Origin of the sequence: Spirillospora sp. NPDC048819 (genome assembly GCF_040650055.1) — a bacterium.
In the GTDB taxonomy this organism is placed as follows: domain Bacteria; phylum Actinomycetota; class Actinomycetes; order Streptosporangiales; family Streptosporangiaceae; genus Spirillospora.
Map to the genome: position 1 here is coordinate 148,801 of NZ_JBEZGN010000011.1, position 24,603 is coordinate 173,403.

Below are 24,603 nucleotides of genomic sequence, written 5' to 3' on the forward strand. Positions count from 1 at the left end.
CCCCGGGGGTGGGTCAGGGGCCGGTGACGGCGACCAGGTCACCGGTCGAGCAGATGACGGCTCCGTCCGCCGCGGCGAGCCCGTCGATCTCGGCGTTGAGGCGGACGCGCCACTTCAGGCGTCCGCGATCCAGGTCGACGGCGTGTACGGTGTCGCCGCCGGGCGCGTAGAGCGTGCCGCCGATGCGGGCCAGTGGCGCCGTCGCCGTATCGGAGCCGCCGGCCTGGACGGGCACGGCGAACCGCTGCTTACCCGTAGCTCGGTCGAACGCCCGCACGAAGCCGGCCATGTCCTGGACGACGACGGTATCGCCGTACACCACGGGCGGCCTGACGACCTTCCCGGCGGGGACGCTCCAGCCGACCTTGCCCTGCCGCACGGCGTGAAGCCGGTCATCCGCGTCGGTGACGTAGACGGTGCCCGCATCCAGTAGGGCCGCCGCCATGCCTTCGCCACGATGGCTCCACACGGTCGCGCCCGACGCCGTTTGGAAAACCCGGAGTTCCTCCTTGGTCAGGACGCAGAGCGCCCCACCACCGGCGGTCAGCACCGGGCCGCTCGCGGTCCAGCCGAGCGAACGCCGCCACCGCTCGGTTCCGGTACGGAGATCGAACGCGATCAGCGCGCCCTCCGCCGCGAACACCAGCCCATCCGCCGCGAGCGGCTGGTCCATCGGACCGCCCAGCGGTACCGACCACCGTCTCTTCCCATCCGCGGCACCGAAGGCGGTGAGCTTCCAACTCGCCGTATCGCCAAGAGCGCCCTTCTCAACCGCCACGACCGTTTCTCCGTCGAGCGCCACCCGTCTGTAGGACCGCTTGATGTCCCGCTTCCAGCGCTGCTTCCCGGACCGGACGTCGACGGCCAGGAGCGCCCCTTCGCCGCCCGTCAGCAGGTCGCCGGCCAAGCCCACCACGTAGGCCGTCCGCGCATCGGTGACGGGAGCGGCCGCGGTACGCGCGTTCCGCAGCCGCCACCGCACCCGTCCCGTCGACGGACCGTCTCCCGCCGGACTGGCCGCCGCCGCGGCGGGCGTCTCCGGCGGCCGCGTCGGCGTCTCGGTCCGGGATCGCTGCCACGCGTTCAACTCGCCAAGCCCGGCGCTCGCCGCCCCCACCGCCGCGAGCCCGCCGACGATCAGCAGCCGTCTCCGGCGGACCCGCCGTGGCAGCACCATGGTGGCCGGTGGCGGCTGCGCCTGCCTGGCCCGTACCGCCTCGGCCAGCGGCGCGGGCAGCCATCCGACCCCCGTCGGCGCCGTGCCGGCCCAGCTCAGCCGGTCCAGCAGCATCGCCGACGTGGGACGCAGCGCGGGATTGCGGACCAGGCAGTCGGCGACGAGGCCGCGAAGGAGCGCATCGGGTATCGCGTCCAGGTCCGGGTCCTCGTGCAGCACCCGATGGATCATGACCGGGAGCGGGCCGTCGCCGAACACCCTGCGTCCGACGGCGGTGAACCCCAGTACCGCGCCCAGCGCGAAGACATCGCCCGCCGGGCCGACCTCCTGGCCGGCGGCCTGCTCGGGCGACATGTAGCCGGGCGTGCCCAGGACCCCGCCGGGACGGGTCAGCGCGTGATCGTCGGCCGCCCTGGCGATGCCGAAGTCGATGATCCGCGGGCCCTCGCCGCTGAGCAGCACGTTGGACGGTTTGAGGTCGCGGTGCACCACACCGGCCCGGTGGATGGAGTCGAGTCCCTCCGCGAGCCCGGCCGCCAGCGCCAGCGTCGCCTCCACCGGGAACGGCCCGTGCGTCTGGACCGCCTCCTGCAGCGACAGGCCCGGCAGATAGGCCGTGGCCAGCCACGGCGTCGACGCCTCGGGATCGGCCTCCAGCACGGGCGCGGTGAACGCGCCGCTCACCAGCCGGGCGTTGGCGACCTCCCGCCGGAACCGCGCCCGGAACCGCGGGTCCCGCGCCAGATGCTCGTGGATCACCTTGATGGCAATCGGCGTCCCGGCCGGTGTGCGACCGAGATAGACCTGCCCCATGCCGCCGGCCCCCAGCCGGGCGACCAGCACATGGTTTCCGATGCGCACCGGATCTTCCCGGGTCAGCCGTTCCATGGCATCAATGACGCACACCAGCGCCCCCGAGATCGACCCTTTTCCCCGAAAAGACATCGGTTTGTTCGCGACGGAACCGGAGATGCGAGCCCGATATGCCCGGGCGTCCATGGCCAAGGGCGGGTCTCGGCTCGGACTCGAATGCGAACAGCGACGGCTTCACACGGGAAGTCGTCGCTGCTAAGACGGGGTGCGCCGTCAGGGACTTGAACCCCGAACCCGCGGATTAAGAGTCCGCTGCTCTGCCAATTGAGCTAACGGCGCATGTCGGGGACCGGCCCTGGCCGGGGGTCCCTGGCGACAGGAAGAACAGTATCAGGAGCGGTGGACCAGTGCGAACCGGTTTAGTCCCGGACGGGGAGGACGCTCATCATGCCTCGCCAGAGGGCGATTGCGGTGGCACGGGAGCTGACGCCGAGCTTGGAGTAGATGCGGTTGACGTGGTTCTTGACGGTCTTCTCGCTGAGGAAGAGCTGGCGGGCGATCTCGCCGTTGGAGCGGCCGGTGGCGATGAGGTCCATGACCTCGGACTCGCGTGCGGACAGGCCGAGGGAGGTGCGGGAGGCGTGGCGGACGCCGCGGATGAGGTCGGGGACGGTGAAGGAGCCGGGGACGAGATGGCCGCAGGCGCCCGCGTGGAGGGCGTCCTCCACGGCGGGGTGGCCGGCGGCGGCGAGGACGAAGACGCGGGCGCTGTGGCTCAGGGGGGTGGCGTGGCCGGCGGAGGCCGCGTCCAGCAGGACGATGTCGGGGCGCAGACGCTCGGCCAGGGACAGCGCCGCGGCGGGATCGGGGGTCTCGGCGACGACCTGGAGTTCGTCGCTGGCGTCGAGCAGGGAGGTCACGTCCGCTCGGACCTGCGGGTCGCCGTCCACCACGAGTACGCGCAGGGGGGCCGTCTCGTCGACACTCATCCGTCGCCCTTGGGGGGTTGTTGACATTTATAGGGTCGGAGCATAACGGGCCGCTCTTCGGGAGTCGATGGACCGCGCCGGTCAAGCTCCTGCTCGGCCCCGGTCTCTCGCCGGAGTGTGTGGTCCGAGCAAGATCACTTGCGGAGGGCTCCCAGAATCGGGCATCCGGGAGGGAGCCTGACGCAGGACGCAGAGAAGCCCTGAGCATCTTCGCGATGACCAGGGCTTTTTCTGTTTCTGGCTTGGGGTGAGTGAGGGGACTTGAACCCCCGACATCTTGGACCACAACCAAGTGCTCTGCCAACTGAGCTACACCCACCGTGGCCGGGATCGCTCCCGGCTCCCAGTAGTGTAGCGGCTCCGGAAGCGTGGGTCAGCCGGAGGTGTGCCGGGTCAGCCGGAGGCGACCTTGGCGGCGACGGCGCGGGCGGTCTCGGAGTCGGGGCCGGGCTGGGGGACGAAGACGGCCGCGCGGTAGTAGCGCAGTTCCTGGATGCTCTCGGTGATGTCGGCGAGGGCCCGGTGGCCGCCCTTCTTCTCCGGGCTGGCGAAGTAGACCCGCGGGTACCAGCGGCGAGCCAGTTCCTTGATGGAGGAGACGTCCACCATGCGGTAGTGGAGGTGGCCGTCGAGGGTCGGCATGTCGCGGGCGAGGAACGAGCGGTCGGTGGCGATGGAGTTGCCGCACAGGGGGGCCTTCTTGGCCTCTTTGACGTGGCCCTTGATGTATTTGAGGACGACGTCCTCGGCCTCGGCGAGGGTGATGCCGCCGGGAAGGGCTTCGAGGAGGCCGGACGTGGTGTGCATGTCCCGGACGACCTGGGTCATCTGCGTGATCGACTCCGGGGGAGGCTTGATGATCACGTCGACGCCGTCGTCGAGGATGTTGAGTTCGCTGTCGGTGACCAGGGCGGCTATCTCGATCAGCGCGTCGTTGCGCAGGTCGAGTCCAGTCATCTCGCAGTCAATCCAGACCAGCCGCTCGTTCATGGATTCACCCTACGGCCACGGGCGACTGCGCGGGGCACTGAGCCGGATCGATTTAGGAGGTCACGCGGTGGGTGATATGGGCGGGTATGGGGATTCCTGGGCGTAGGGCGGGGTCGGGGGAGGGCGTGCCGAACGCCTGGTGGACGGGGAGGACGCCCGCCCAGATGTCGAGGGCGTGGTCCTCGTCGTCGTCGCCTGGCGGGCCCTGGCGGATTTTGACGGACGCCTCGTCCAGGGGGAGCGCGAGTACGGAGACGGCTGCGAGTTCCTTGCGGGTGGGGCGGCGTGCCGCGTCCCATTGGCCGGGGGCCAGCTGCTCGGTGATGACGCGGAGGCCGGTCAGCTTTTCGTCGGCGTCGGTGACGAGGCGGGGCGTCCCGAAGATGACGGCGCTGCGGTAGTTGATGGAGTGGTGGTACAGGGACCGGGCGATGACGATGCCGTCCAGGTGGGTGACGGTGACGCAGATGTCCTGGGACGGTCCCGCCATGAGGCTGCTCGCTCCCGTGGAGCCGTGCAGGTAGAGGGTGTCGTCCAGGCGCCCGTAGCCGGTGGGGAGGACGCGCGGTGAGCCGTTCATGACGAGGCCGAGGTGGCAGATCATGCCGTCGTCGAGGATTTCGTAGAGGACGGAGCGGTCGCCGGTGGAGCGTTCGGGATATCTGCCGAGCCGGGTGCGGGCGGTCGATGAGAGTGGGGTCATGGCCGTTTACGCTAGGGAGGCAGTGGCCTGGTCGGTAGGGCCAATCGATGCATATAGCCGGAGACCACTTTGTCGATAGACCTGCCTCTCAGCGTCGACCGGGATGCCGGGGAGCCCATGAGCGCCCAGCTCGTCGGCCAGTTGCGCGCGGCGATGGGGGAGGGGCGGCTGGCGGCCGGTGAGCGGCTTCCCGCGAGCAGGGCGCTGGCGGGGCTGCTGGGTGTGAGCCGCACGGTCGTGACCGAGGCGTACGAGCAGTTGTACGCGGAGGGCTGGCTGGAAGGCCGCCATGGGTCGGGGACGTACGTGACCGACGGCGTCGCCACGCCGCCCGTGCCGAAACCCCAGCGGGTCAAGACGCAGACGGTGCGGAGGACGGCGGCCCCCCACGAGATCGATCTGCGGCCCGGTCTCGCCTGGATCGGGGCACTGGACACTCCCGCGTGGCGGCGTGCGTGGCGTCTCGCGTCCGGGATGCCGCCTCAGCAGCGCCAGGACCCGCACGGTCTGCCGGAACTGCGCGTCGCCCTGGCCGACTACATCAGGCGCAGCCGCGGCGTGGGGTGTCCTGTGGACGGGCTCCTGGTCACGCGGGGCGCGACGAACGGGCTCGATCTGCTGGCGGCGACCGTGCTGCGTCCGGGCGACCGCGTCGGAGTGGAGGAGCCCGGCTACCGGCGGGCACGCGCGGTGCTGGCGGGGCGTGGCGCCGAGCTGGTGCCCTGCCCGGTCGATGAGCACGGCCTCGTCGTCGAGGGCCTCCCGGACGATCTGCGCCTCGTCTACACGACGCCGTCGCATCAGTTCCCGATGGGCGGCGTGCTGCCCGTCCCGCGCCGTCAGGCCCTGCTGGCGTGGGCGCGGCGCAACGGGGCGCTCGTGGCGGAGGACGACTACGACGGCGAGTTCAGGTACGACGTCGCACCCCTGCCCGCGCTCTACGGGCTGGACCCCGACGTGGTGGTCTACCTGGGCACGACCGCCAAGATCCTCACGGCGGACATGGGGGTCGGCTGGCTCGTGGGCCGTCCCGACCTGGTGGGGCGGATCGCGCTGCGCCGCGAGGAGCTGAACGACCGCACGGCCGTCGTGCCGCAGGACGCGCTGCGGCTCCTCCTGGAACGCGGCGACCTGGACCGGCACGTCCGCCGGATGCGGGGGGAGTACGCGCGGCGGCGGGACGTGGTCGTCCGGGCGCTGGACGGGCTGCCCCTGCGCGGCGACACCGCCGGCCTGCACCTGGTGGTGGACGTCCCGGCGCCGGGCGCGCGGCGGGTCGTCGGCGAGGCGGCGGGCCGGGGCGTTCTGGTGGAGACGCTCGATCACTGCCACGCGGGCGCGCGGCGGGCGTCCGGGCTGGTGATCGGTTATGGCTCGGCGGCGAACCTCGCGGAACTCCGCAAGGGCTGCGAGATCGTCCACGAGCTGGTGGAGACGCGGGCGGGGTGACGGGAAGGGGGCTGCGCTCGGAGGGCGGTCAGTTGGACATGGCGGACTGCGCGACCGGTACGGGTTCCGGGGCGGGTTGGAGTGGACGTTTCGGTGGCGGCTCGTTCTGCGGCGGGCGGACGGGGTCGGGCGTGCGCGGGGGCCGGGGGAGGAGCCGGGGCGCGGTCGTGGTGTCGGGCAGGGGCGCGCGCGGCCTCGGGATGGGGGCGACGGGGGTGTCGGGCCCGGTGATGCGGCGGACGTCGATGGCGCCCGGGTCGGGACGGTCGACGAGCGGTACCTGCGACGCCCCGTAATGTCCGCCGCGCGCCCAGTCCTTGCGGCCGCGGCTGGCGTGGTACGACTGCGGCGACGGCAGCGGCGGCCCGGTGGGCCAGCGGCGCGGGATCCCCCACGAGTCCAGCCACTGGACGATCGCGTCGATGCCGCTGAGCGGCGTGCCGGTGAACGGCGTCCTGGACTGCCCGATCACCATGATCTGCACGCAGACGCGTCCCTCATGGCCGACGCGCCCGCCGAGGAGGCGGGCGGCGCGGGTGACCGGCAGGAGCTGGACGATCTCGCCGGTGCCGGGATGCCAGACCAGGTGCGGCGGCCGGTCCTCCTTGATGAGGTCGGCGGCCACCGAGCGGGCGGAGACGGTGCGGGGATCGTGCTCGCCGGCGCACCAGACGACCCGGGGAGCACCTCCTCGCAGAGCTCCGCCGTCCTGTCGCGCCGGCATGCGGCCGGCTCCCGGCAGCCATGCGTCTGCCACGGTGTGTCCCCCCCAATCGGGCGGTCTAGTCCCGAATGGTCTAGTCCTACTCTCATAGCCCAGCAGGACCCATAAAGTCCAGCCTGCCGTCATGGGCCGGGTATGACGGCTATGACCCTTCGCGCCGGGTAGAGACCATGCTGCTCGGGTGTCGTCGCAGATGCGTACCCCAGGGTTTCGCCTAATCCACCTGGCACCCGCTTTTTCCTCCGGAGGTCGCGCTCAATCGGCCGTCCTGCATCGGATGCCGGAGTGTCATCGCAGGTCAGCGCGATGCTGGACGCCAGGTGAACCATAGCTGCAAGTCGGCCGGAAGTGGCCGAGGGGTCACCCGCCGCAGCGACAAGGTACCCCGGTGGGGTTCACAGCCCGGACCGAGCCACGTTCTAATAGGGCGTCATGACCGTTGACGCAGAGCTTCCGTCCGGGGTCCCCGGCATCGACGTCCCCCGCCTGGCGGAGTGGCTGGACCGCGAGCTGCCCGGATCGGGCCGCATCGGCGCGATCGACCTGATCGCGGGCGGGCGTTCGAACCTCACCTACGGCATCACCCTGGACGGCGGCCGCCGCATCGTGCTGCGCAGGCCGCCGCTCGGGCACGTCCAGCCGACGGCCCACGACATGGGCCGCGAATACCGGGTGCTGACCGCGCTCGGCGAAGGCACGGCGGTGCCGGTGCCGAGGACGCTGGCGTTCTGCGACGACGAGGACGTCATCGGCGCGCGCTTCTACCTCATGGACTACGTCGAGGGACGCGTCCTGCGCAGCCGCGACGACGCTAAGGACCTCACCCCCGAGCAGGCGAACGGCCTCAGCGAGGCGCTGGCCGGGGCGCTCGCCGCGATCCACACCGTCGACGTGAAGGCCGTCGGCCTGGAGGACTTCGGGCGCCCGAGCGGCTACATGGCGCGTCAGCTCAAGCGCTGGGGCAAGCAGTGGGACGGCTCCCAGGAGGCCATCCGCGCCACCGGGACCACCCGTGACCTGCCCGAGTACGACCGGCTCGTGTCCAGGCTCGGGGACCGGATGCCCGCCGACGCCCCCGCCCGCCTCGTCCACGGCGACTTCCGGCTCGACAACGCCCTCGCCCGACTGGAGCCGCGTCCCGAGATCGCCGCCGTGGTCGACTGGGAGATGTCGACGCTCGGCGACCCGCTGTCCGACCTCGGGCTGACGCTCGTCTACTGGGCCGAGGCCGCCGACGAGGACCGGCTCCCCGTCGGGGCCACGATCACCTCGGCGCCCGGCTTCTTCACCCGCCGCGAGTTCACCGAGCGGTACGCGGCGCTGACCGGATTCGACCTTGCCGACCTCGACTTCTACGTCGCGTTCGCGTGCTTCAAGCTCGCCGTCATCCTGGAGGGCATCCACGCCCGCTATCTGCAGAAGGCGACCGTCGGCGAGGGCTTCGACCAGATCGGCGAGGGTGTGCCGATCCTGCTGGACCGCGCACACCGCACCCTGGACACCGGCACCATCTGATCAGCAGTATTCGACCCGGGCGGAACCGCCCGGCGAGAACGAGACCGACCCGGTCTTGTCCCCCCAGCAGAAGACGTTCGTCCGGCGGACGGTCACGGTCGCGGACTCGCCCGCCGACAGGCGGCCGCTTCCACCAGCGCTCAACTCGCCGGACGTGCCGGTCACCCGCCAGGTCACCGGCCCGCCGACGGCGGTGATGCGGACGCCGCACGACTCGCCGCTGCCCATCCGGCACCCGTTCACATCCAGCCGCCCGCGCTTCGGGGGGTCGGGTTCCACGGTGCCGGGAGGAGGCGGGGCCTGCGTCGTCGGCGTCATCGACGGCGTCTTGGACGGCGACGGGGTCTTCGACGGCGACTTCGACTCGGTCGGGGACGGTGACGTGACCGTCGGGGACGGGCCGGTCGGCGACGCCTCGGGCTGACCCGAGTCCACTGGCCCGCCGCTGTCGCCCGGCACCACCGGACCGGTGGCCGACGTGTTCGAGCCGTCGCCGCCGCCGAGCGCCGACATCGCCCCCACGAACAGCACCACGACTCCCACGGCAACGGCGACGGCCCCGATGAGGGGGCCGCGGCGCCGGGGATTCCGCTCGCGGACGCGGGTGGGCGTCGGCTCGTAGGGGAGCGGCCAGCCGTACTCGTCGAACGGCTCGGTCCAGGCGGCGATGGCGCGGCGGTTCCCGGCACGGTCCTCGGCGGTCGTGGCGGTCAGCACGTCCAGCCGCAGCTCCGCGGGGATCGCCGCGATCGGCAGCACCGACAGCAGCCGGTCGGCCGGGAGCGGCGGAGTCTCGCGCTCCCCGCACACCGGGCAGCTCGCCACATGGCGGACGAGCGACGCCGCCGTCTGCGGGGACAGCGGCCACGACTCGGTCAGCGCCGAGACGCTGGGGCAGTCCTTCCAGTGGTTCTGCGCGATGAGGGCCGCGTGCAGCGCGCCGGCGAGGTCCTCGCGGGCCCGCTCCACGAGCGCGAGAGTCTCTTCCAGCGGCATCCCGAAGATGCCGGACAGGTCGACCTCGTCCAGCTCGTGCCGCACCGACAGGTCGATCGCCTCGCGCTGCCGGCCGTTGAGCGCGGCGAGCGCGCTGTGCGCGAGCAGCCGGCGCTCCTCGCGGCGGGCGAGCTGCTCGTCGGTCAGGTCGTCGTCGGCCTCCGGCGCCTCCTGCCCGGTGTGCCGGTTCGGGCTGTCGCGGCGCCGCATGCACTCCTTGCGGGCGATCGAGTACAGCCAGCCGCGCAGCCGCTCCGGCTCGGTGAGCCGGTCGATGTGCTCGCGGGCCGCGACGACGACGTTGCGCAGCGCGCCGGCCGCCTCCACCCGGTCACGCAGCAGCCCGTGACAGTAGTCGTAGAGGAACGGTGCATAGGTGTCGTAGACCTCGGTCAGCGCGATGACGTCCCCGGCTCGCAGCGAGTTCGCCAGCCTCAGGTCATCGTTCTGCTCGGGCCCTGGCTCACCGGCCACGGGAACCCTCCCAGTCGAATTCGGTGTTGTCGATCGTGCCCCCGGTGAGCACCGACGCCTGTCGGCCCGCTCTGGTTGCCTGATCTTGCCACCAAGTTGCTGAGATTTCTCCCCAGTGCTCGAACTTCCGTGACGGAATCGGTACACGCCGTGGCCGTCTGCCCTAGTGGATCAGCCTTTACACGCGAAAAATGTGACCTATATCACGTTTCGACTAGCCGCCATCTGGGCCGCCCCCACCGTCGTCCGGGGGGCCGGACTCGCACACCAGGGCCACCGCGCCCGTCGCGCCGGTGGAGAATCTGACTGTGCCGGAGCCTCCCGGCGGGTTGCAGGTCCCGCTGACGTGGGCGAAGCCCACCCCGCCGCTGGCGAGCGTGCCGCCACCGCTGGCGCTGACTCCCGATGCGCCCGTGACCGACCAGGTGACCGTCCCGCCAACGGCGCGCACCGGTAGATCACAACTGCCCTGACCGGTGCCCCGGATCGTGCAGCTGCCCACCTCCAGCCTCCCCCTCTTCGGCTGGGTGAGGCTGGGTCTTGGCTCGGACGACTGCGACGGTCGGCGCGTTCGTGTGGGAGTCGGAGTCGGCGTGGTCGGTGTGGGCGTCGGAGTGGCGCTCTCCGTGGGCGTCGGGGACTCTGACGGCTCTTCGGTCTCGCTCGGCAGGGAGGAGTCGGGCACGGATGTGGACGGCTCTGGGGAGCCCTGGGCGTCCGTCCGTCCCTTGGACGAGTCGGGCATGATGAAGAACGCGCCCGCCACGATCAGCACCACGGCGGCGACGGCGGCGAGCATCGGCCAGAGCGCGCGCGGGGCGGCCCGTCTCGAGGAATCCTGTACGCCCGTCCGGTCGACGTGGACAGGCCAGCCCCAGACGTCGAACGGCTCGGCCCGGTACGCGATCTCGGACAGGTCGGCGGCCAGGGCCGGGTCGGTGGCGGTGGCCATGACCAGGCCGCGCAGGTCCGTCGGCGTCATCGCGACGGGCATCACCTGGAGGAGCCGAGCCGCGGGCACCGTCCGGTCGCGCCGGGCGGCGCAGGTCGGGCAGGTCTCCATGTGGTGGACGAGCTTGCGGACGACGGGCGGCGGCAGCGGCCATCCCCCGTCGTCGGCGAGCGCGGCGACGCTGGGGCAGTCGGCCCCGTTCCGTGCGAGGTGGGCGGCGGCGAGCGCGTCGTCGAGGCGGGCGTGGGCCGCGCCGGTCATGTCGGCGGCGTCCCGCGCGTCCATGGCGAGGACGCCGCCGACCTCCGCGGCGTCCAGTCCGTGCCGGAGCGTGAGGTCCAGCGCCTCGCGTTCACGCCCGCGCAGCCCCGCCAGGGCGCTGTGGACGAGCTGGCGGACCTCCAGCCGCTGCGCCAGTTCCGCGTCGTCCAGGAAGCCGTCCTCGACCTCTGGGGCCTCGTGGCGCTCGGCCGGCCGGTCCGGGTCGCGGAGCCGCCGCATGCACTCGTTGCGGACGAGCGCGTACAGCCAGCCGCGGAACCGGTCGGGCTCGCGCATGACGGACACGTGCGCGTAGGCGGCGATGAGCGCGTCGTGCAGGGCGCCGGCCGCCTGGTCCTGGTCGCGCAGCAGCGCGTGGCAGTAGTCGTACAGGCGGGCCGCGTAGCGATCCATGACCTGGATGAGGGCGCTTGGATCACCGGCGGCCAGGGACCGGGCAAGGCGCTCGTCATCGGCGCGATCAAGACTGGGCCAACCGGACACGAGGTCCTCCCGCGGGCTGTGTTCGGAATCCTCGTCCGCGTCGTCGGGGACGGGCTGGAAGATTCACTGGGGAGCTGGTGCACTCTCCCGGCCCCGGTCTCCGACCGGCGGCCGCCGTGCCATTTCCGGCCGGCGTGCCGGGGGTCCGCCCCCGGCGAGCTGCACCAGGCTGAAGATGACTCACTTTCCCTGTCACGGGCCAGGGAGGGGAAAGTAGGTCGGAGGCCCGACGGCCCCGCTCCCCGTCGGGCCTCCACTAGATTGACGATCGGCTACGGCCCCCGGTTGACACCGATCGCCAGGAAAAATCAAGAACTACCTGGCGCATCCGGATGATCACCGACCGATGATCATCCGGATGCCTTGTCACTGGATGCGCCGGGACAGCATCTTGAGGAAGATCTTCTGGATCTCCTCCGGCGTCTGCGCGACCTGGACGTTGCCGTGGGTGACGTCGGCGATCTGCTTCAGTTCGTTGACGTCCACGCCCTTGCCGAACCCGATCATGTTGACCTGGATCGGCTTGTTCGGGTCCAGCATGCCCTTGAGCTGGTTCAGCGTGTCCTGCAGAGTCGGGCCGCCGGGGTCGTCGTTCTTCCCGTCCGTCAGCAGCAGGATGGAGTTGCCGAACTCCGGCTTGTAGGTCTCGTTCATCATCTTGTACGCGGCGAGCATCGTCCGGTACAGCCCGGTGTCGCCGTTCGGCTTGGGCCGCATCTGGTTGAGCGTCGACAGGACGAGGCCGCGCCGGGTGGTCGACCCGACCCGCTCACCGAGCGGGCCGATGTCCACCGTCTTCTTGTACGGGATGTCCCCGTTCATGTTCGTGGAGAACAACCACTGGCCGAGCTCGGTGTCGTCCGACATCATGCTGAGGCCGCCCTGCGAGATCTGCGCGATGGCCTGCAGCCGGTTGGTGTTCGGCCCGACCTTCTCCAGCATCGAGCCGGACACGTCGATCAGCGTGAGCATCCGCAGCCCGAGCGACAGCTTCGACCACGCCTGCATGATCTTCGCGACGTCCTCGCTCTTCGGCGCGGGCAGCTGCCGCGGCCGCGCCGGGCTGACGCCGGCCTTCTGGCCGAAGCCCTCGGGCGCCTTGCCGTCCGGCGTCCGGAACCCCGCCGCGTGGACGTCGTTGCGGGTCGCCTCGGTGCCCATCGCCTTCTCCAGCAGGCGGGCGGCGTTCTGCTTGGCGGCGTCCTTGGTGGTGACGGTGAACGGGTAGTCCATCGACAGCGTGCCCTCAAGCGGGTACAGCGCGACCGCCGGCTGCTCCGGCTTGCTCTGGTTGTAGCTCCACAGCGCCTGCTCGGACGACAGGGAGATCGGCTGCTTGCCGCCGCTGTTCTTGCGGAAGGCCTCGAACTCGGCCTTGACCGTCGGGACGGTGCTCTCCCGGACGGTCCGGACGATGCCGGTGAAGATCGAGTCGCGGTTGGGGTCGTTCGCCAGCAGCGTGCTCGTCACCATCAGAGAGCCCATGCCGGCCGCGTTCCGCATCGGGTCGGGCACCACGAGCCGCACCGTGCCGGGCGGGATCATCTGGTTCTTGGTCACCGCGCCGCCCGCGACACCGCCGGCGGCCTTGAGGAGGTTGTCCCAGGACGGGCTGGCGGTGATGCCCTGCTTCTTCAGCTGCGCCGCGAGCGACTGCGGCAACCCGACCACGATCGGGCTCTGCGCCACCGACGTCTTGGTGGAGATGACGCCGCTCTTGTTGTCCTTGCCCGCCTGGGCCAGCGAAATCCACAGCGAGGAGTCGGGGATCCACACGTCGGGGCGCTCGTTGGACGGGTTCGCGACGCCCTGCCCGGACAGCAGCGTCGACACCGACGAAGGCTCGACCTTCGTCACCGTGGCGTTGACGCACTTGCCGTCGGTCTCGTGCTTGCCGTCGTTGAAGCGTTTGGCGGCCTTCTCCACCACCGGCGCGATGTCGGGAGCGGCCGCGACCGACAGGCTCAGCGCGTCGTCGCCCGTGCACCCGCCGCTCTCGGCGAACGCGTAGACGCCGACGCCCAGAAGCAGCGCGAGGCCCACGGCACCGGCCATCGGCCCGATCAGCGCGGTCGCGCTGCGCTTGCGCTTGCGGCGCCCGTACTCGTAGCCACCGGACTCACTGCCGTAGCCACCGGATCCGCCCGAACCTCCGTAACCACCGGATCCGCCCGAGCCTCCGGACCCACCCGACCCTCCGCCGTAGCCGCCGGAGTCACCCGGCCCCGAGCCTCCGCCGAAGAACCCCGACGGGCCACCGTCGGAGCTGCGGATGGAGTCGTACTCGCTGTACCCGGTTCCGGCCAGCGGCGATGAGGAACTACCAGGCGGCGGTCCCTGGCGGCCCCCCGGCGGCTCACCGGCACCGGGCCCGCCGGGACGTCCACCGCGGTAACCCCCGCTGCCGGACGCAACGCCGTACCCGCCTGAGCCGTAGATGGGCTGCTCACCCGTCTGCCGCGGCGTGAACCACTCCGGAGTCTCGCCCGACGCCCCGGGGCCGGCGGCGCCGGGCGGCGCCCCCTGCGGACCGGCCTGCGGCTGGGCGAGCGGCTGGCCCTGGGCGTCCCGCCCGCCGAACCAGTCGGACGACCCGTCGTTGGCCGGACCGAAGACGGGCCGGGACGGGTCGTACCCGCCCTCGCCCATCCCCTCGGGGATGTCATTGCGATGACGTCCGCTCATGGCCTGCCCTCGATTCACCAGAAACCCGCCGATGTTCCACGGCACTGTAGTAGTACGAACTAGAGGTTACAAAGAACTCAAAACTGATAATGACGCAGGTCATGAGCGTATGTCTCAACGATCCTGGCATTGCCCCCGATCGGCACGCTCCGCGACGGCACCGCCACACCACGCCACCCCGGTGCGGACCGGTCGGGCGGCGGGGCATACTCAGCGCCCCCGGCCCCCGGATCCCGTTGACGTGCGGGACGCCCCACCCTCCGCCCACCGGCAGACTGGGGCCATGGCCAGCCTGGTTCCCGTCACCGACCCCGCAGACCCCCGCATCGCGGACTACGTGCGACTCCGGGACGTGAACCTCCGCAAGAGCCTCGAAGCCGAGCACGGCCTGTTCGTCGCCGAAGGCGAGAAGGTGATCCGCCGCGCGATCGGCGCGGGCCACCCCGTCCGCTCTCTGCTGATGGCCCGCCGCTGGGCCGAACCGCTGGCCGACGTCCTGGACGTCCTCGACGCCCCCGCCTACGTCGCCGACGACGCCACCATGGAGTCGATCACCGGCTTCCAGGTCCACCGCGGCGCCCTGGCGTCCCTCGAACGCCTCCCGCTCCCCACCGTGGACACCGTCCTCACCACCGCCCGCCGCGTCATAGTCTGCGAAGACATCGTCGACCACACCAACATCGGGGCCATCTTCCGGTGCGCCGCGGCTCTCGGCGTCGACGCCGCCGTGCTCGCGCCCCGCTGCGCCGACCCGCTCTACCGGCGCTCGGTCAAGGTCTCCATGGGCGCGGTTTTCGCCCTGCCCTACGCCCGCATGACCGACTGGCGCTCCGGACTGACCGCGCTCCGCGGACGCGGCTTCCAACTCCTCGCCCTGACTCCCGCGCCCGACGCGACACCCCTCGACGAGGTGCGGACGGCCGACCGCCGGGCACTGCTCCTCGGCTCCGAAGGGGACGGCCTGTCGTCCCGCTGGCTCCACGAGGCCGACCACCGCGTCCGCATCCCGATGAACGAGACGGCCCTCGCCCGCGGCGTCGACTCCCTGAACGTGGTCGCCGCCGCCGCGATCGCCTGCTACGGCCTCACGCGCTGATCAACTGCCGAACATGCCCTTTTTTGGCCGGCGGTGCGTGCCCTTCAGCCGCTTCGCCGCGCCGGCCGGCAACCGCCGCCGCCCGAGCCGCAGCTGCGTCAGCAGCAGCGAGACCGCCACCAGCAGCGCCGCCAGCCACGCCACCTGGGTGCTCGCCATCCGCTCGAACGTGAGGTCCTGCGCGACGGGAGCCTTGTTCCCCTGCAACCGGCTCTGCGGCGTCGTGGTCCCCAGACCGGGCGCCACCGATGGGCTCGGCGCCTGAATCGGCGGCAACGCCACCTGCGGCTTCTGCGGATCGAACGACGAGTTCGGATTCGGCGGCTCGACCCCGCTGATGGAAGCCGACGGCCCGCCGTCACCGGATCCGGAACCCGAACTAGAGCCACCACTAGAGCCATCGCCGCCACCGGACCCGCCACCCCCACCGGACGACGACTTCGTCGGCGACGGCTTCGGCGTCGTCTTCGTCGGTGTCGCACTAGGCGACGTGGACGGGGGCGGTGAAGTCGTCTTCGTCGGTGTCGGCGTCGGGGTCGGCACGACGTAGGTGATCGTGGCCTTCGAAGACTGGTCCGTCAGGCCGGTTGCGCTGACTGTGACAGTGACCGTCACAGTGACCGTCTTCTCCGCGGACTTGGGGATGGAGACCGTCGAGGCGACTTCGTCGTGATCGCCGCTCTCCAGCTTCCCGACGGTGCAACCGGCGTCGTCGAAGGGGGCCGGGCAGTCGCCGCTGATCGTCGCAGCGGCGGACTCCGGGCTGGCCGTGATGTTCACGATCTCGATGCCGGAAACGGCGCCGTTCTCGGCCACGATGTGCGTGCGCAGGCTGACGACCTCGCCGGGGGACGCGTCCTGGGCGGCGGGGGTGACGCTCACCTTGAGGGCGCCCGGGGCGGGGGACGTCGTGCCCGACTCTGATGGAGTGGGGGACGAGGTGTCGGCGGCTATGGCGGATGCGCCGCCGGCGGCCAGGACGGCGGCCGTGCCGAGCCCGACAAAGATCGGTTTCACCGCTGATCGGCAGATCACTGCCGCAGCACCTCCGTCGCATCGCCGTTGAGCGCTGTGCCCGCGACCAATCGAGGGGTCGCCTCGAGAATCATGCGAACACGGATCCGCGGGGCAAATCAACCCCGTGCGCCATCAGATCAACTCCTCCCGGACGTCCTCGACCTCCGACCCGGGAGCCCATGTCTGCCAGATGCCCTGGTCGATGCGGTCGAGCCCGAGGCTCTCGGCGACCGGGGCGCGTCCGCCGGTGTATTCGACGCGCAGCCAAGTTTCGTGCTCGCCGACGATGACGAACCGTTCGCCGCGCCAGCGGCACGTCGTCCGGACGTAGCGGAGGTCCTCCACTTCGGACGCGGGGACGATGCGGCGGTAGCGTCCGGGGCGCAGTTCCTCGAACCCGTCGGTCGGCCCCGGCGCGTACAGCCTGATCTCGCCGTCGGCGCCCGGCGCGGCCTCGAAGTCGCGGCCGAGCCACCGCGCGATGTACCCGTCCCGGATCATTGGGTGGCCTCCGTCCGCCCGTCCCATGTGTCGGCGTTCGCGTCCGGCCGCAGCCAGGCGAGCCGGTCGGGGTCGTACATGGCGACGAACCGTTCGGACCGGTCGCGGCCGAGGAAGTACATCTCCGCCCCGAATGGGAGGCGGACGCTGTCCACCTTGTACTCGCGGATGGAACCGGCGCTTCCCGGCGCGAAGCCGCTTCCCGTGAACGGTGGCCGCTCGATCACCCAGCCGGACTCGCCCCAGGTGGCCCGCTCCTCTTCGTCCCGTCCGCCGAACGGGATCCGGTACAGGTCGGGGCAGTACGCGGGCCACCGGATGACGTAGACGCCCTCGTCGCCCGGTGAGAACGACGAGCCCTCGTACAGGAGACCCAGCGCCTCGTACAGCTGGACCGGCGTCTGCAGCTCTGCCACGTCACCCGTCGAATGGACGAACCCGCCGACCCGGTCGTAGCCCTGCTCCAGGTACCACGCGACATGCCCGTGCGGCACGACCTTCTGCATGATGGACGGCGACGAGACACGGTCGTCGAGGTCGGGCGGCATCTGCGGCGCCGGCTCGGGCCGCGGCGGCGGCACCGGGACCTCCGGCCGCGCCTGGACGAGCCCGACCCGCACCGCCCAGTCGCTGAGCGCCCGCACCTGGTCGCCGAGCAGCGACGCCCCGATGCGCGTTCCCGGGTTGAGCAGCATCGTCCAGTCTTCGCGGGGCCACGCGCCGATCAGCTCCCGGAAGTCGGCGTACACGAACCGGGACTCCGGCAGCACCTCGCGCAACCGGACCAGCGACGTGAACACCTGCACCGCCGACTCCGTCCGCAGCGCGGCGTCCCACCGGAACTCCCGCTGGACGGGGGTCACCTCTAGCGGCGCGTCGTCCGGTATCGGCACCAGGACGTTCGCGTTCAGCAGGACGCGCAGGAACGCGTCCGAGTCGCCGCTCAGCGCCGCCTCGTGCAGCTCCTGGTCGATCCGGTTCCCCGGCTCGAACGCCGGCTCCGGTTCGCCCGCCGCGCGCAGCGGCCGTTCACCCGGCGCGTCCTGACTGCTGTCGGCTCCGGCCGCGACCGGCATGCCGGGGCCGCTCGCCGAACCGGGAGCGTCGAACGCGGCGATGCCGTCCTGCCCGGCGGGTCCAGGCCCCGGAGGGGCGCCGGCCTGCGGGCCGGTCTCCTGCGACGCCCCGTGGGGATCGCCGGGCGTGTCCGGCATGCCGGGCGCCTCGTGTCCGTGCTGCGGCGGCTGGGCGGTGTCGGGCGCCGGTCCCTGAGCGGGGCCGGGATGGGGTTCGGCTGGGCCGGGGCCACCGACTGGGCTGATGCCGGGCGTCGCGGATTGTCCGGGGACGTCGGTTGCGGTGGGCTCCCGTTCGGCCTCGGCCGTTTCGCGCCCTGGCGTGTCCGCCGGGGAGCCGGCTGCGCCCGCGCCGGTTCGCGCGGTTTCGCCGGGGGCAGGGGAGCCGCCTAGGTGGTCTTCCGGTGCCGTCTCGCCCGGGTCGCCGAGCGCACCCGGATGCCCTTGCGCGCCGGGCCCGGCTTGTGCGGCCGGGGTGTCGGGCGCGGCGAAATCGTCCTCCCAGGTCGGTCCGCGCCGTGCGTGAGCGCCGCCGCTTGGGGCGCTCAAGCCCGCGTGGCCGCCCGGGGCTCCGAGCGGGTCCGAGGTGTCGAACGCCGACGCTCCGGCGGCACCTCGCACGGCCTCTTGAGGCGGGCCGGCTCTGTGGGCGGGCTCGCCGGGCGTGCCCGGTGCCGTGGGTTCAACCCGTGGCGTCTCGCCGGCCTGTGGGCTCGGCCCCTCGGGCGGCCCGGGGGCGGCGGCGGTCATGCTCGCGGGGGCGTCGAATGTGCCGGGGTCTTCGCGCGCGCCGATGTCGCCCTGCGGGCCTGCACCGGCCGGCATGCCGAGGGGCGCTGCTTCGCCGGGTGCCGGCGGTTCACGGTCGGCCGGGGCGGGCGGGCCGGCGTGGGCGCCCGGTTTGTCCCGGGGGGACGCGTCGGGCTCGGACGGGACGGCCGGTGCCACGGGGACGGCGGGCGTGTCCGGCGGCGGGGGCGTGGACGCGGCCGGCGGGGACGCGACCTGCGGCGCCGCAGGCGGCTGGGACGCGGCCGGCTGGGACGCAGCCGGCTGGGACGCGGGCTCCTCCGGACGCGGGAGGCCGCCCAGGGAGCGGACCTTGTCGCCGGGCATGGCCGCGTCGATGGGCGTCCCCGGGTTGATGGCGAGGGTCCACTCGGTGTCCGGCCAGGCGGCGACCATGTCCATGAGGGTCGGCATGATGAAGCGGGACGAGCCGATGGCCTCGTTCATCCACTTGAGGGACGTGAAGATCTGGATGGCCGTCCGGCCGTGCACGGGGACGGGCCGCCACGGGAAGCCGGGGTCGCCGGGGACGATTCCCCAGGGGGTGTCGGGGTCGGCGGGGACGAGGACCTGGGCGCCGAGGAGGATCTTGAAGAAGCCGTCGGTGTCGCGGCGGCGGGCGGCGTCGAACAGGCGCTGCTCGACGTCGTTCTGCGGCTCGAAGCCGTCCGTCATGCGCTGCGCGGCGCGCTGGTCGGCCCAGGTGGCGAGGCCGGGGAGCTGCTGGGCGAGGACGGTGCCGCCGGCGGGGGAGCCGGAGTTGATGGCCAGCAGCCAGTCGTGGTTCGGCCAGTAGCGCAGCGCGACGGTGAACGGCAGCTTGATGTACTCGGTGCCGGCCCCGGCGGCGCGGGCCGCCTCGATGAGACGTTCGGGCGAGGTGAACACGGGGACGACGGTGGAGCCGTCGACCTCCCTGGTCTGCCAGGGGAACCCGGGACGGCCCGGACGCATCGTGTAGTCGGTGTCGTCCGGGACGGGCAGCAGGACTTCGGTGGCCGCGAGGGTCTGCAGGAACAGGTCGTGGTCGTTGTTGGCGGCGGCCCGGAGCAGTTCGCGTTCGACGTCGTTGGCCGGCTGGAACTCCTGCCGGGGCGACTCGCGGGGGAGGTCGCGGTGCTGGTCGCGGAGTTCCTCCCAGGGGGCGGACGCGCGGCCGACCTGGGGCGGGCGCCCGTCGCCCTGCGCCACCTGCCGGACGAACCAGGACGGCAGCCGCGCCTCGATCGGCAGCGCGGCGGGGACGCCGTGGGCGGGCGCGTCGATGGCGAGCCACCAGCGGTTGTCGGGCCACGTCTCGGCGATCTCACCGAACCGGACGGTCATGAAGTGCTCGTAGGCCGGGCCGAGGCAGGCGCGCATCGCCGACGCCGACGTGTAAACCAGGACATGGACCCGGCCGTCCTCTTCCTGGGTCGGCCAGGACGCCTGCTTCTCGCCCGCGAGCATGCCGTCCACCAGGTCGGGCGGGACGGGGATGACGAGCTCGCTGTCCGCGATGAGGCGGAAGTAGCTCTCCTGGTCCCCGGCCCGTACGGTCTCCTGCAGTCGGTGCTCCAGTTCCGACGTGGGTCGCCACGCGTCGGCCACGGTCGCCACCCCCTGTTTCTTCCGTGCTCGTCCCCGCGCGACTGCCTACGCTACATGGGCGAACAGGACCAAAGAGCATAATCATCTGACCGCGCGCGAGACTCCGCAGGTCAGCGCGCCGTCAGCTCGGCGAGGGCGGTGAGCAGCCGCCGGATGTGCTCCTCGCTCGTCCCGATGCCGATACTTGCACGGACGGCGGCGCCCCGGTCCTGAGCGCGGTCCGCGTCGTCCCCGCCGAGCAGGTGCCGGACGAACGGGTGGGCGCAGAACAACCCGTCCCGGACGCCGATGCCGTACTCCTCGGACAACGTGAGCGCGACGTCGCGAGCCTCCCGGCCGTCGACGGTGAACGACACGATCCCGACGCGCGGCGCCCGGTCGCCCCACAGCGCCAGTTCACGGACGGACGGGAGCGCCGCGAGCCCCGACCGCAGCCGTCCCACCAGCGTCTCCTCGCGGGCGGCGAGCGCCTCCCAGGCGCCGGAGAGGGCGTCGCACGCGGCGGCCAGCGCGATGACGCCGAGGACGTTCGGGGAGCCGGCCTCGTGCCGCTGTTCGGCGGAGGCCGCCCACCGGGTCGTCCTTCCGACGTTCGCGCTGGCGCCGCCGCCCTTCAGGTAGGGGCCGGCGGCGCGGAGCCAGTCGGCGCGTCCGGCGAGGACGCCCGCACCGAACGGCGCGTACAGCTTGTGCCCGGAGAACGCGGCGTAGTCGACGCCGAGCGCCGTCATGTCCAGCGGCCGATGCGGGACGAGCTGCGCCGCGTCCACGGCGATGCGGGCGCCGTTGCGGTGCGCGACCCGCGCGAGTTCCGCGACCGGCCACAGCTCGCCCGTGACGTTCGACGCGGCGGTGACGACGAGGAGCCGCGGCCCGATCGGGCATTCGCGCAGGGCGCGGTCGGCGGCGGAGATCGCGTCGGCGGGGGTGGCGGGCACGGGCAGCCGCACCGCGCGCTTCCACGGCAGCAGCGCCGCGTGGTGCTCGGTCTCGAAGACGACGACGCTCGTCCCGGCGGGCACGGCGTGCGCGAGCAGGTTCATCGCGTCGGTGGTGTTGCGGGTGAACACGACCGCGGACCGCCGCCACGCACCGAGGAACGAGCGGACGGTCTCCCGCGCCTCCTCGTACGCCCCGGTCGTGACCTGGGACGCGTAGCCGGCCCCGCGATGCACGCTGCTGTAGTACGGCAGCGCGCGCGTGACGGCCTCGTGCACCGCCTCCAGGCAGGGTGCGCTGGCCGCGTAGTCGAGGTTGGCGTACGGGACGTGGCCGCCGTCCCGCAGCGGCACCGGGACGTCCGCGCCGATGACGCGGGGAAGCGGGCGAACCCGGACCCCCTCGGCGCGCGTCACAGCAGGCGTGATGGGGGAACGGGCGAGCAGCGTGGGCATGCCGGAACCTTCCGGGTCAGGGACCCCGGGAAAGGCCGTCGGGATCCGCGCTTGCCGGGACGCGTCCGCGTCCGGCCAGGTCCTCACCCGGGGCACCCCGTCGCGGACGAAGGGTTGCCGGCCAGCAAGCCGGGGCTTGACGCTGGCGCTCATGACCTAATGCGGAAGTATATGCGCAGCCCGTCCGGGATCACGAGACCCGGGCCGGGGAACGAGTGGAGGGTGCGATGCGGTACGGGGTGGTTCGGACGCTGGCCGGGGGCGTGGTGGCGCTCGGCGCGTCCGGCCTGCTGGGCGGGTGCGGGACGCTGGGCGGCGGACCCGGCGAGGTGTGCATCGACACGAAGAAGGCGTTCCAGCAGTACATCACCCAGGTCAGGAGCGTGCCGGCGTCGGATCCGGCGCAGTGGCGGCAGGCGACCGACAAGCTCGCCGGGCGCCTCGACGCCCTGTCGGAGAAGGCCGAGGACGACGACCTGAAGAAGGCCCTGAAGACGGAGGCGGACCAGCTCCGCGCCGCCGCCCCGGCCGTCGGCGGCGGCGACGTGGCCCAGCTCGACACCGTGATGAAGGAGACGCCGGCCCGGATCGGCAAAGCCTGCGAGTGACGGCCTCTCCGAAACCGTCCGGGCCGGATGCCGTCAGCCCGCCGGCCGGTCAGCCGGTCCCGCCGGTACCGCCTCCGCCGCCGTCACCGCCTCCACCGCCACCGTCGCCGCCTCCGCCTCCACCGTCGCCCCCGCCGCCGCCGGGATCGCCGTCGTCACCGCCGCCGCCTCCGCCGGGGTCGGTCGGGATGATCGTCGGCAGCCCGGTCGGCGGCGTCGGGATCTCCGGCTCTTCGGGGCCCTCGCTCGACGGCGGCTCCTCGGGACCGGTCGTGGGCGGCTGCCCCGTCTCGTCCGGCCCGCCGCCGTCCGAGGGGCCGTTCCAGCCGCCGCCCGGCCTGATCGACGGAGACCCGAACGACTTCGGCTCGAAGTCCTTGATGTTCACGGCGTCGCTCGTGTAGGTGCGCCAGATCTGGGCGGGCAGCGCCCCGCCGTACGCGCCGTAGCCGGGGATGTCCAGCGGCTTGCCGTCGCTGCGGAACATGGCGACCGACGTGGCCATCTGCGGGATGAAGCCGTTGAACCAGATCGCGCGGCCCTTGTCGGTGGTGCCGGTCTTGCCGGCGACGTCGCGGCCGTCGGGCAGCTGCGCACCGGTGCCGGTGCCGCCCCGGACGACCTGCTCCATCGCGTACGTGGCGTCCCGCGCGTTCTGCTTGCTGAGCGCCCGCTCGCCCTTCTCGGTGAACGTGCGCTTGTGGTCTTCGTTGTCGGTGACGGACTTGACGACGAACGGCGCCCGGTACACGCCCTCCGACGCGAACGTCGCGAACACCCCGGCCTGCTGGACGGGATGCAGCGACACGATGCCGAGCGGGAACGTGGCGGCCGCGCGCTGCTCCGGCTTCATCTGCGACTTCGGGATGCCCATCTTCTCGGCCATCTCGACGATCTTCTCGTTGCCGATGTCCTGGCCGAGGTTCACGTAAGCGGTGTTGATCGAGTTCTGGGTGGCGGTGACGAGGTTCACTGTCCCGAAGCTCCGGCCGGAGTCGTTCTTGATGGACGAGCCGTCGAAGTACTGCGGTGAACTGCCGTCATAGGTCGAGCTGAGCGTCTCCCCGCTCTCCAGGGCGGCGGCCAGCGCGATCGGCTTGAAACCGGACCCGGCCTGCGCCCAGTCGCCGAAGGAGCTGCTCAGCGCCTCCTCCAGGTAGCCGCGTCCGCCGTAGAACGCCAGGACCTGCCCGGTGGACGGATCGACCGACACCGCCCCCGTGCGGATCTTCTTGCTCATCCCCTCCGGCGCGTTCTGCTCCACCGCCCGCTTCATCGCGTCCATCAGCCGCTTGTCGAACGTCGTGGTGATCTTCAGCCCGCTGCGGTTGATCTCGTCCTCGCTGTAGCCGCGGCGCTCGGTGAGCTCCTTCTTGGCCACGTTGACCATGTAGCCCTTCTGGCCCTTGAGGACGTCGGTGATCTTCTGCTTGACCGGGGCGGGGAACTTCATCGAGGCCATGTTGGCGGGGGTCAGGTAGCCGTCCCGCGCCATGTTGCCGAGGACCGCGTGCCACCGCTGCTCGGCGACGGCGCGGGCGGGACCGGACGGGTCGGCGAAGTTGCTCGGCTGCTGGATCGCGGCGGCGAGGTAGGCGCCCTCCGCGGCCGTCAGCTCCGAGACGTCCTTGTCGTAGTAGGCCTTGGCGGCGGCCTGCACACCGTAGGCGTTGCGTCCGAAGTAGATGGTGTTGAGGTACTGCTCGAGGATCCAGTCCTTGGGCTTCTCCTGGTCGACCTTCAGGGCGACCATGATCTCCTTGAGCTTGCGGGTGATCGAGCGTTCCTTGCCGATGCCGCCGTAGTAGTTGCGGACCATCTGCTGCGTGATCGTCGAGCCGCCCTGCAACTGCTGGCCGGTCACCGTGGACCAGAAGGCCCGCGTGGTGCCCTGCACCGACACGCCCGGGTCGTCGTAGAAGCTGCCGTTCTCCGCCGCGATCACCGCGTTGCGGGTGCTCTCCGGAATGCGGTCCAGGTCGACGGCGTCCCGGTTGACGCCGGTCTTCGCGATCTGCGTCTTGCCGTCGGAGTAGTAGAACGTCGGCCCCTGCGCGACCGCCTTCTCCAGCGGCGACGGCACCGGCGTGAACAGGTAGGCGACGGCGAACGCCGCGACGCAGAACCCGATGAAGCCGAGCAGCAGGAACAGCGTCCGGCGCAGGAACCGCGACCGGCGGCTCCGGGGCTTGCCCTCCCCCTTGCCGCCGCCTCCGTCACCGCCTCCGGACCCGCGCCCGGGCGGCCCTCCCTCACGGGACGAGGAGGACTTGGACGCGGCTGCCGACATGGTCTTGGTA

At 72.0% G+C, this 24,603-nt stretch carries 17 protein-coding genes, 2 tRNA genes and 1 riboswitch; of the genes, 4 read left to right on the forward strand and 15 right to left on the reverse strand.

Annotated elements, in window-relative coordinates:
• Window positions 1–13: 13 nt before the first annotated feature.
• The 6 genes from AB0C35_RS17860 to AB0C35_RS17885 form a co-directional block, all read right to left on the reverse strand.
• Window positions 14–2,065, reverse strand: a complete 2,052-nt coding sequence (locus AB0C35_RS17860; protein ID WP_358456707.1) for a serine/threonine-protein kinase — start codon at window positions 2,063–2,065, stop codon at window positions 14–16.
• 191 nt (window positions 2,066–2,256) lie between these two features.
• Window positions 2,257–2,329, reverse strand: a tRNA-Lys gene (locus AB0C35_RS17865).
• 80 nt (window positions 2,330–2,409) lie between these two features.
• On the reverse strand, window positions 2,410–2,979 hold the full coding sequence (locus AB0C35_RS17870) for a response regulator transcription factor (protein ID WP_358456710.1): 570 nt from the start codon (window positions 2,977–2,979) through the stop codon (window positions 2,410–2,412).
• 243 nt (window positions 2,980–3,222) lie between these two features.
• Window positions 3,223–3,298, reverse strand: a tRNA-His gene (locus AB0C35_RS17875).
• A gap of 74 nt (window positions 3,299–3,372) precedes the next feature.
• Window positions 3,373–3,969 carry an oligoribonuclease gene (gene orn, locus AB0C35_RS17880; RefSeq protein WP_358456713.1) on the reverse strand — a complete coding sequence of 199 codons (597 nt, stop codon included), beginning with the start codon at window positions 3,967–3,969 and terminating at the stop codon, window positions 3,373–3,375.
• Window positions 3,970–4,021: 52 nt separating this feature from the next.
• The gene (locus tag AB0C35_RS17885) at window positions 4,022–4,672 is read right to left on the reverse strand and encodes a pyridoxamine 5'-phosphate oxidase family protein (protein WP_358456716.1); all 651 of its coding nucleotides are present in this window, start codon (window positions 4,670–4,672) and stop codon (window positions 4,022–4,024) included.
• A gap of 117 nt (window positions 4,673–4,789) precedes the next feature.
• On the opposite strand from AB0C35_RS17885, the gene AB0C35_RS17890 reads away from it, so the two are divergent.
• Window positions 4,790–6,121 (forward strand): PLP-dependent aminotransferase family protein, encoded by a 1,332-nt coding sequence (locus AB0C35_RS17890; RefSeq protein ID WP_358456719.1) that lies wholly within the window; start codon window positions 4,790–4,792, stop codon window positions 6,119–6,121.
• 28 nt (window positions 6,122–6,149) lie between these two features.
• On the opposite strand, the gene AB0C35_RS17895 is transcribed toward AB0C35_RS17890, so the two are convergent.
• Window positions 6,150–6,845: a hypothetical protein gene (locus AB0C35_RS17895; RefSeq protein ID WP_358456721.1), complete on the reverse strand. Its 696-nt coding sequence runs from the start codon at window positions 6,843–6,845 to the stop codon at window positions 6,150–6,152.
• 432 nt (window positions 6,846–7,277) lie between these two features.
• Here AB0C35_RS17895 and AB0C35_RS17900 point away from each other — a divergent pair, with 432 nt between their 5' ends.
• Window positions 7,278–8,360, forward strand: a complete 1,083-nt coding sequence (locus AB0C35_RS17900; RefSeq protein ID WP_358456724.1) for a phosphotransferase family protein — start codon at window positions 7,278–7,280, stop codon at window positions 8,358–8,360.
• On the opposite strand, the gene AB0C35_RS17905 is transcribed toward AB0C35_RS17900, so the two are convergent.
• The 3 genes from AB0C35_RS17905 to AB0C35_RS17915 all read right to left on the reverse strand — a co-directional run bounded on the left by AB0C35_RS17905 (window position 8,361) and on the right by AB0C35_RS17915 (window position 14,232).
• Entirely contained in the window at window positions 8,361–9,830 is a 1,470-nt protein-coding gene (locus AB0C35_RS17905; protein ID WP_358456727.1) for a sigma-70 family RNA polymerase sigma factor, read from the reverse strand.
• Between the two features lie 214 nt (window positions 9,831–10,044).
• The gene (locus tag AB0C35_RS17910) at window positions 10,045–11,547 is read right to left on the reverse strand and encodes a sigma-70 family RNA polymerase sigma factor (protein ID WP_358456730.1); all 1,503 of its coding nucleotides are present in this window, start codon (window positions 11,545–11,547) and stop codon (window positions 10,045–10,047) included.
• A gap of 366 nt (window positions 11,548–11,913) precedes the next feature.
• Window positions 11,914–14,232, reverse strand: a complete 2,319-nt coding sequence (locus AB0C35_RS17915; RefSeq protein ID WP_358456733.1) for a substrate-binding domain-containing protein — start codon at window positions 14,230–14,232, stop codon at window positions 11,914–11,916.
• Window positions 14,233–14,515: 283 nt separating this feature from the next.
• Here AB0C35_RS17915 and AB0C35_RS17920 point away from each other — a divergent pair, with 283 nt between their 5' ends.
• Window positions 14,516–15,328, forward strand: coding sequence for an RNA methyltransferase (locus AB0C35_RS17920; RefSeq protein WP_358456736.1), 813 nt, complete (start codon window positions 14,516–14,518; stop codon window positions 15,326–15,328).
• On the opposite strand, the gene AB0C35_RS17925 is transcribed toward AB0C35_RS17920, so the two are convergent.
• From AB0C35_RS17925 to AB0C35_RS17940, 4 genes are all read right to left on the reverse strand, one after another.
• Entirely contained in the window at window positions 15,329–16,210 is an 882-nt protein-coding gene (locus AB0C35_RS17925; protein ID WP_358456738.1) for a hypothetical protein, read from the reverse strand.
• A 267-nt stretch (window positions 16,211–16,477) separates the two neighbouring features.
• A complete protein-coding gene (locus tag AB0C35_RS17930; protein WP_358456741.1) occupies window positions 16,478–16,846 on the reverse strand; it encodes a hypothetical protein in 369 nt (122 codons plus the stop codon).
• Window positions 16,843–20,310 (reverse strand): SseB family protein, encoded by a 3,468-nt coding sequence (locus AB0C35_RS17935; RefSeq protein ID WP_358456743.1) that lies wholly within the window; start codon window positions 20,308–20,310, stop codon window positions 16,843–16,845. The genes AB0C35_RS17930 and AB0C35_RS17935 overlap by 4 nt, the downstream gene beginning before the upstream one ends.
• 101 nt (window positions 20,311–20,411) lie before the next feature.
• Entirely contained in the window at window positions 20,412–21,695 is a 1,284-nt protein-coding gene (locus tag AB0C35_RS17940) for an aminotransferase class V-fold PLP-dependent enzyme (RefSeq protein WP_358456746.1), read from the reverse strand.
• A gap of 42 nt (window positions 21,696–21,737) precedes the next feature.
• Window positions 21,738–21,852, reverse strand: a riboswitch (SAM riboswitch).
• A 70-nt stretch (window positions 21,853–21,922) separates the two neighbouring features.
• Between AB0C35_RS17940 and AB0C35_RS17945 the strand changes: the two genes are divergently transcribed.
• A complete protein-coding gene (locus AB0C35_RS17945) occupies window positions 21,923–22,303 on the forward strand; it encodes a hypothetical protein (protein WP_358456749.1) in 381 nt (126 codons plus the stop codon).
• A gap of 49 nt (window positions 22,304–22,352) precedes the next feature.
• Here the strand turns inward: AB0C35_RS17945 and AB0C35_RS17950 are convergent, their stop codons facing one another.
• Window positions 22,353–24,593, reverse strand: a complete 2,241-nt coding sequence (locus tag AB0C35_RS17950; protein ID WP_358456752.1) for a transglycosylase domain-containing protein — start codon at window positions 24,591–24,593, stop codon at window positions 22,353–22,355.
• Window positions 24,594–24,603 lie beyond the last annotated feature (10 nt).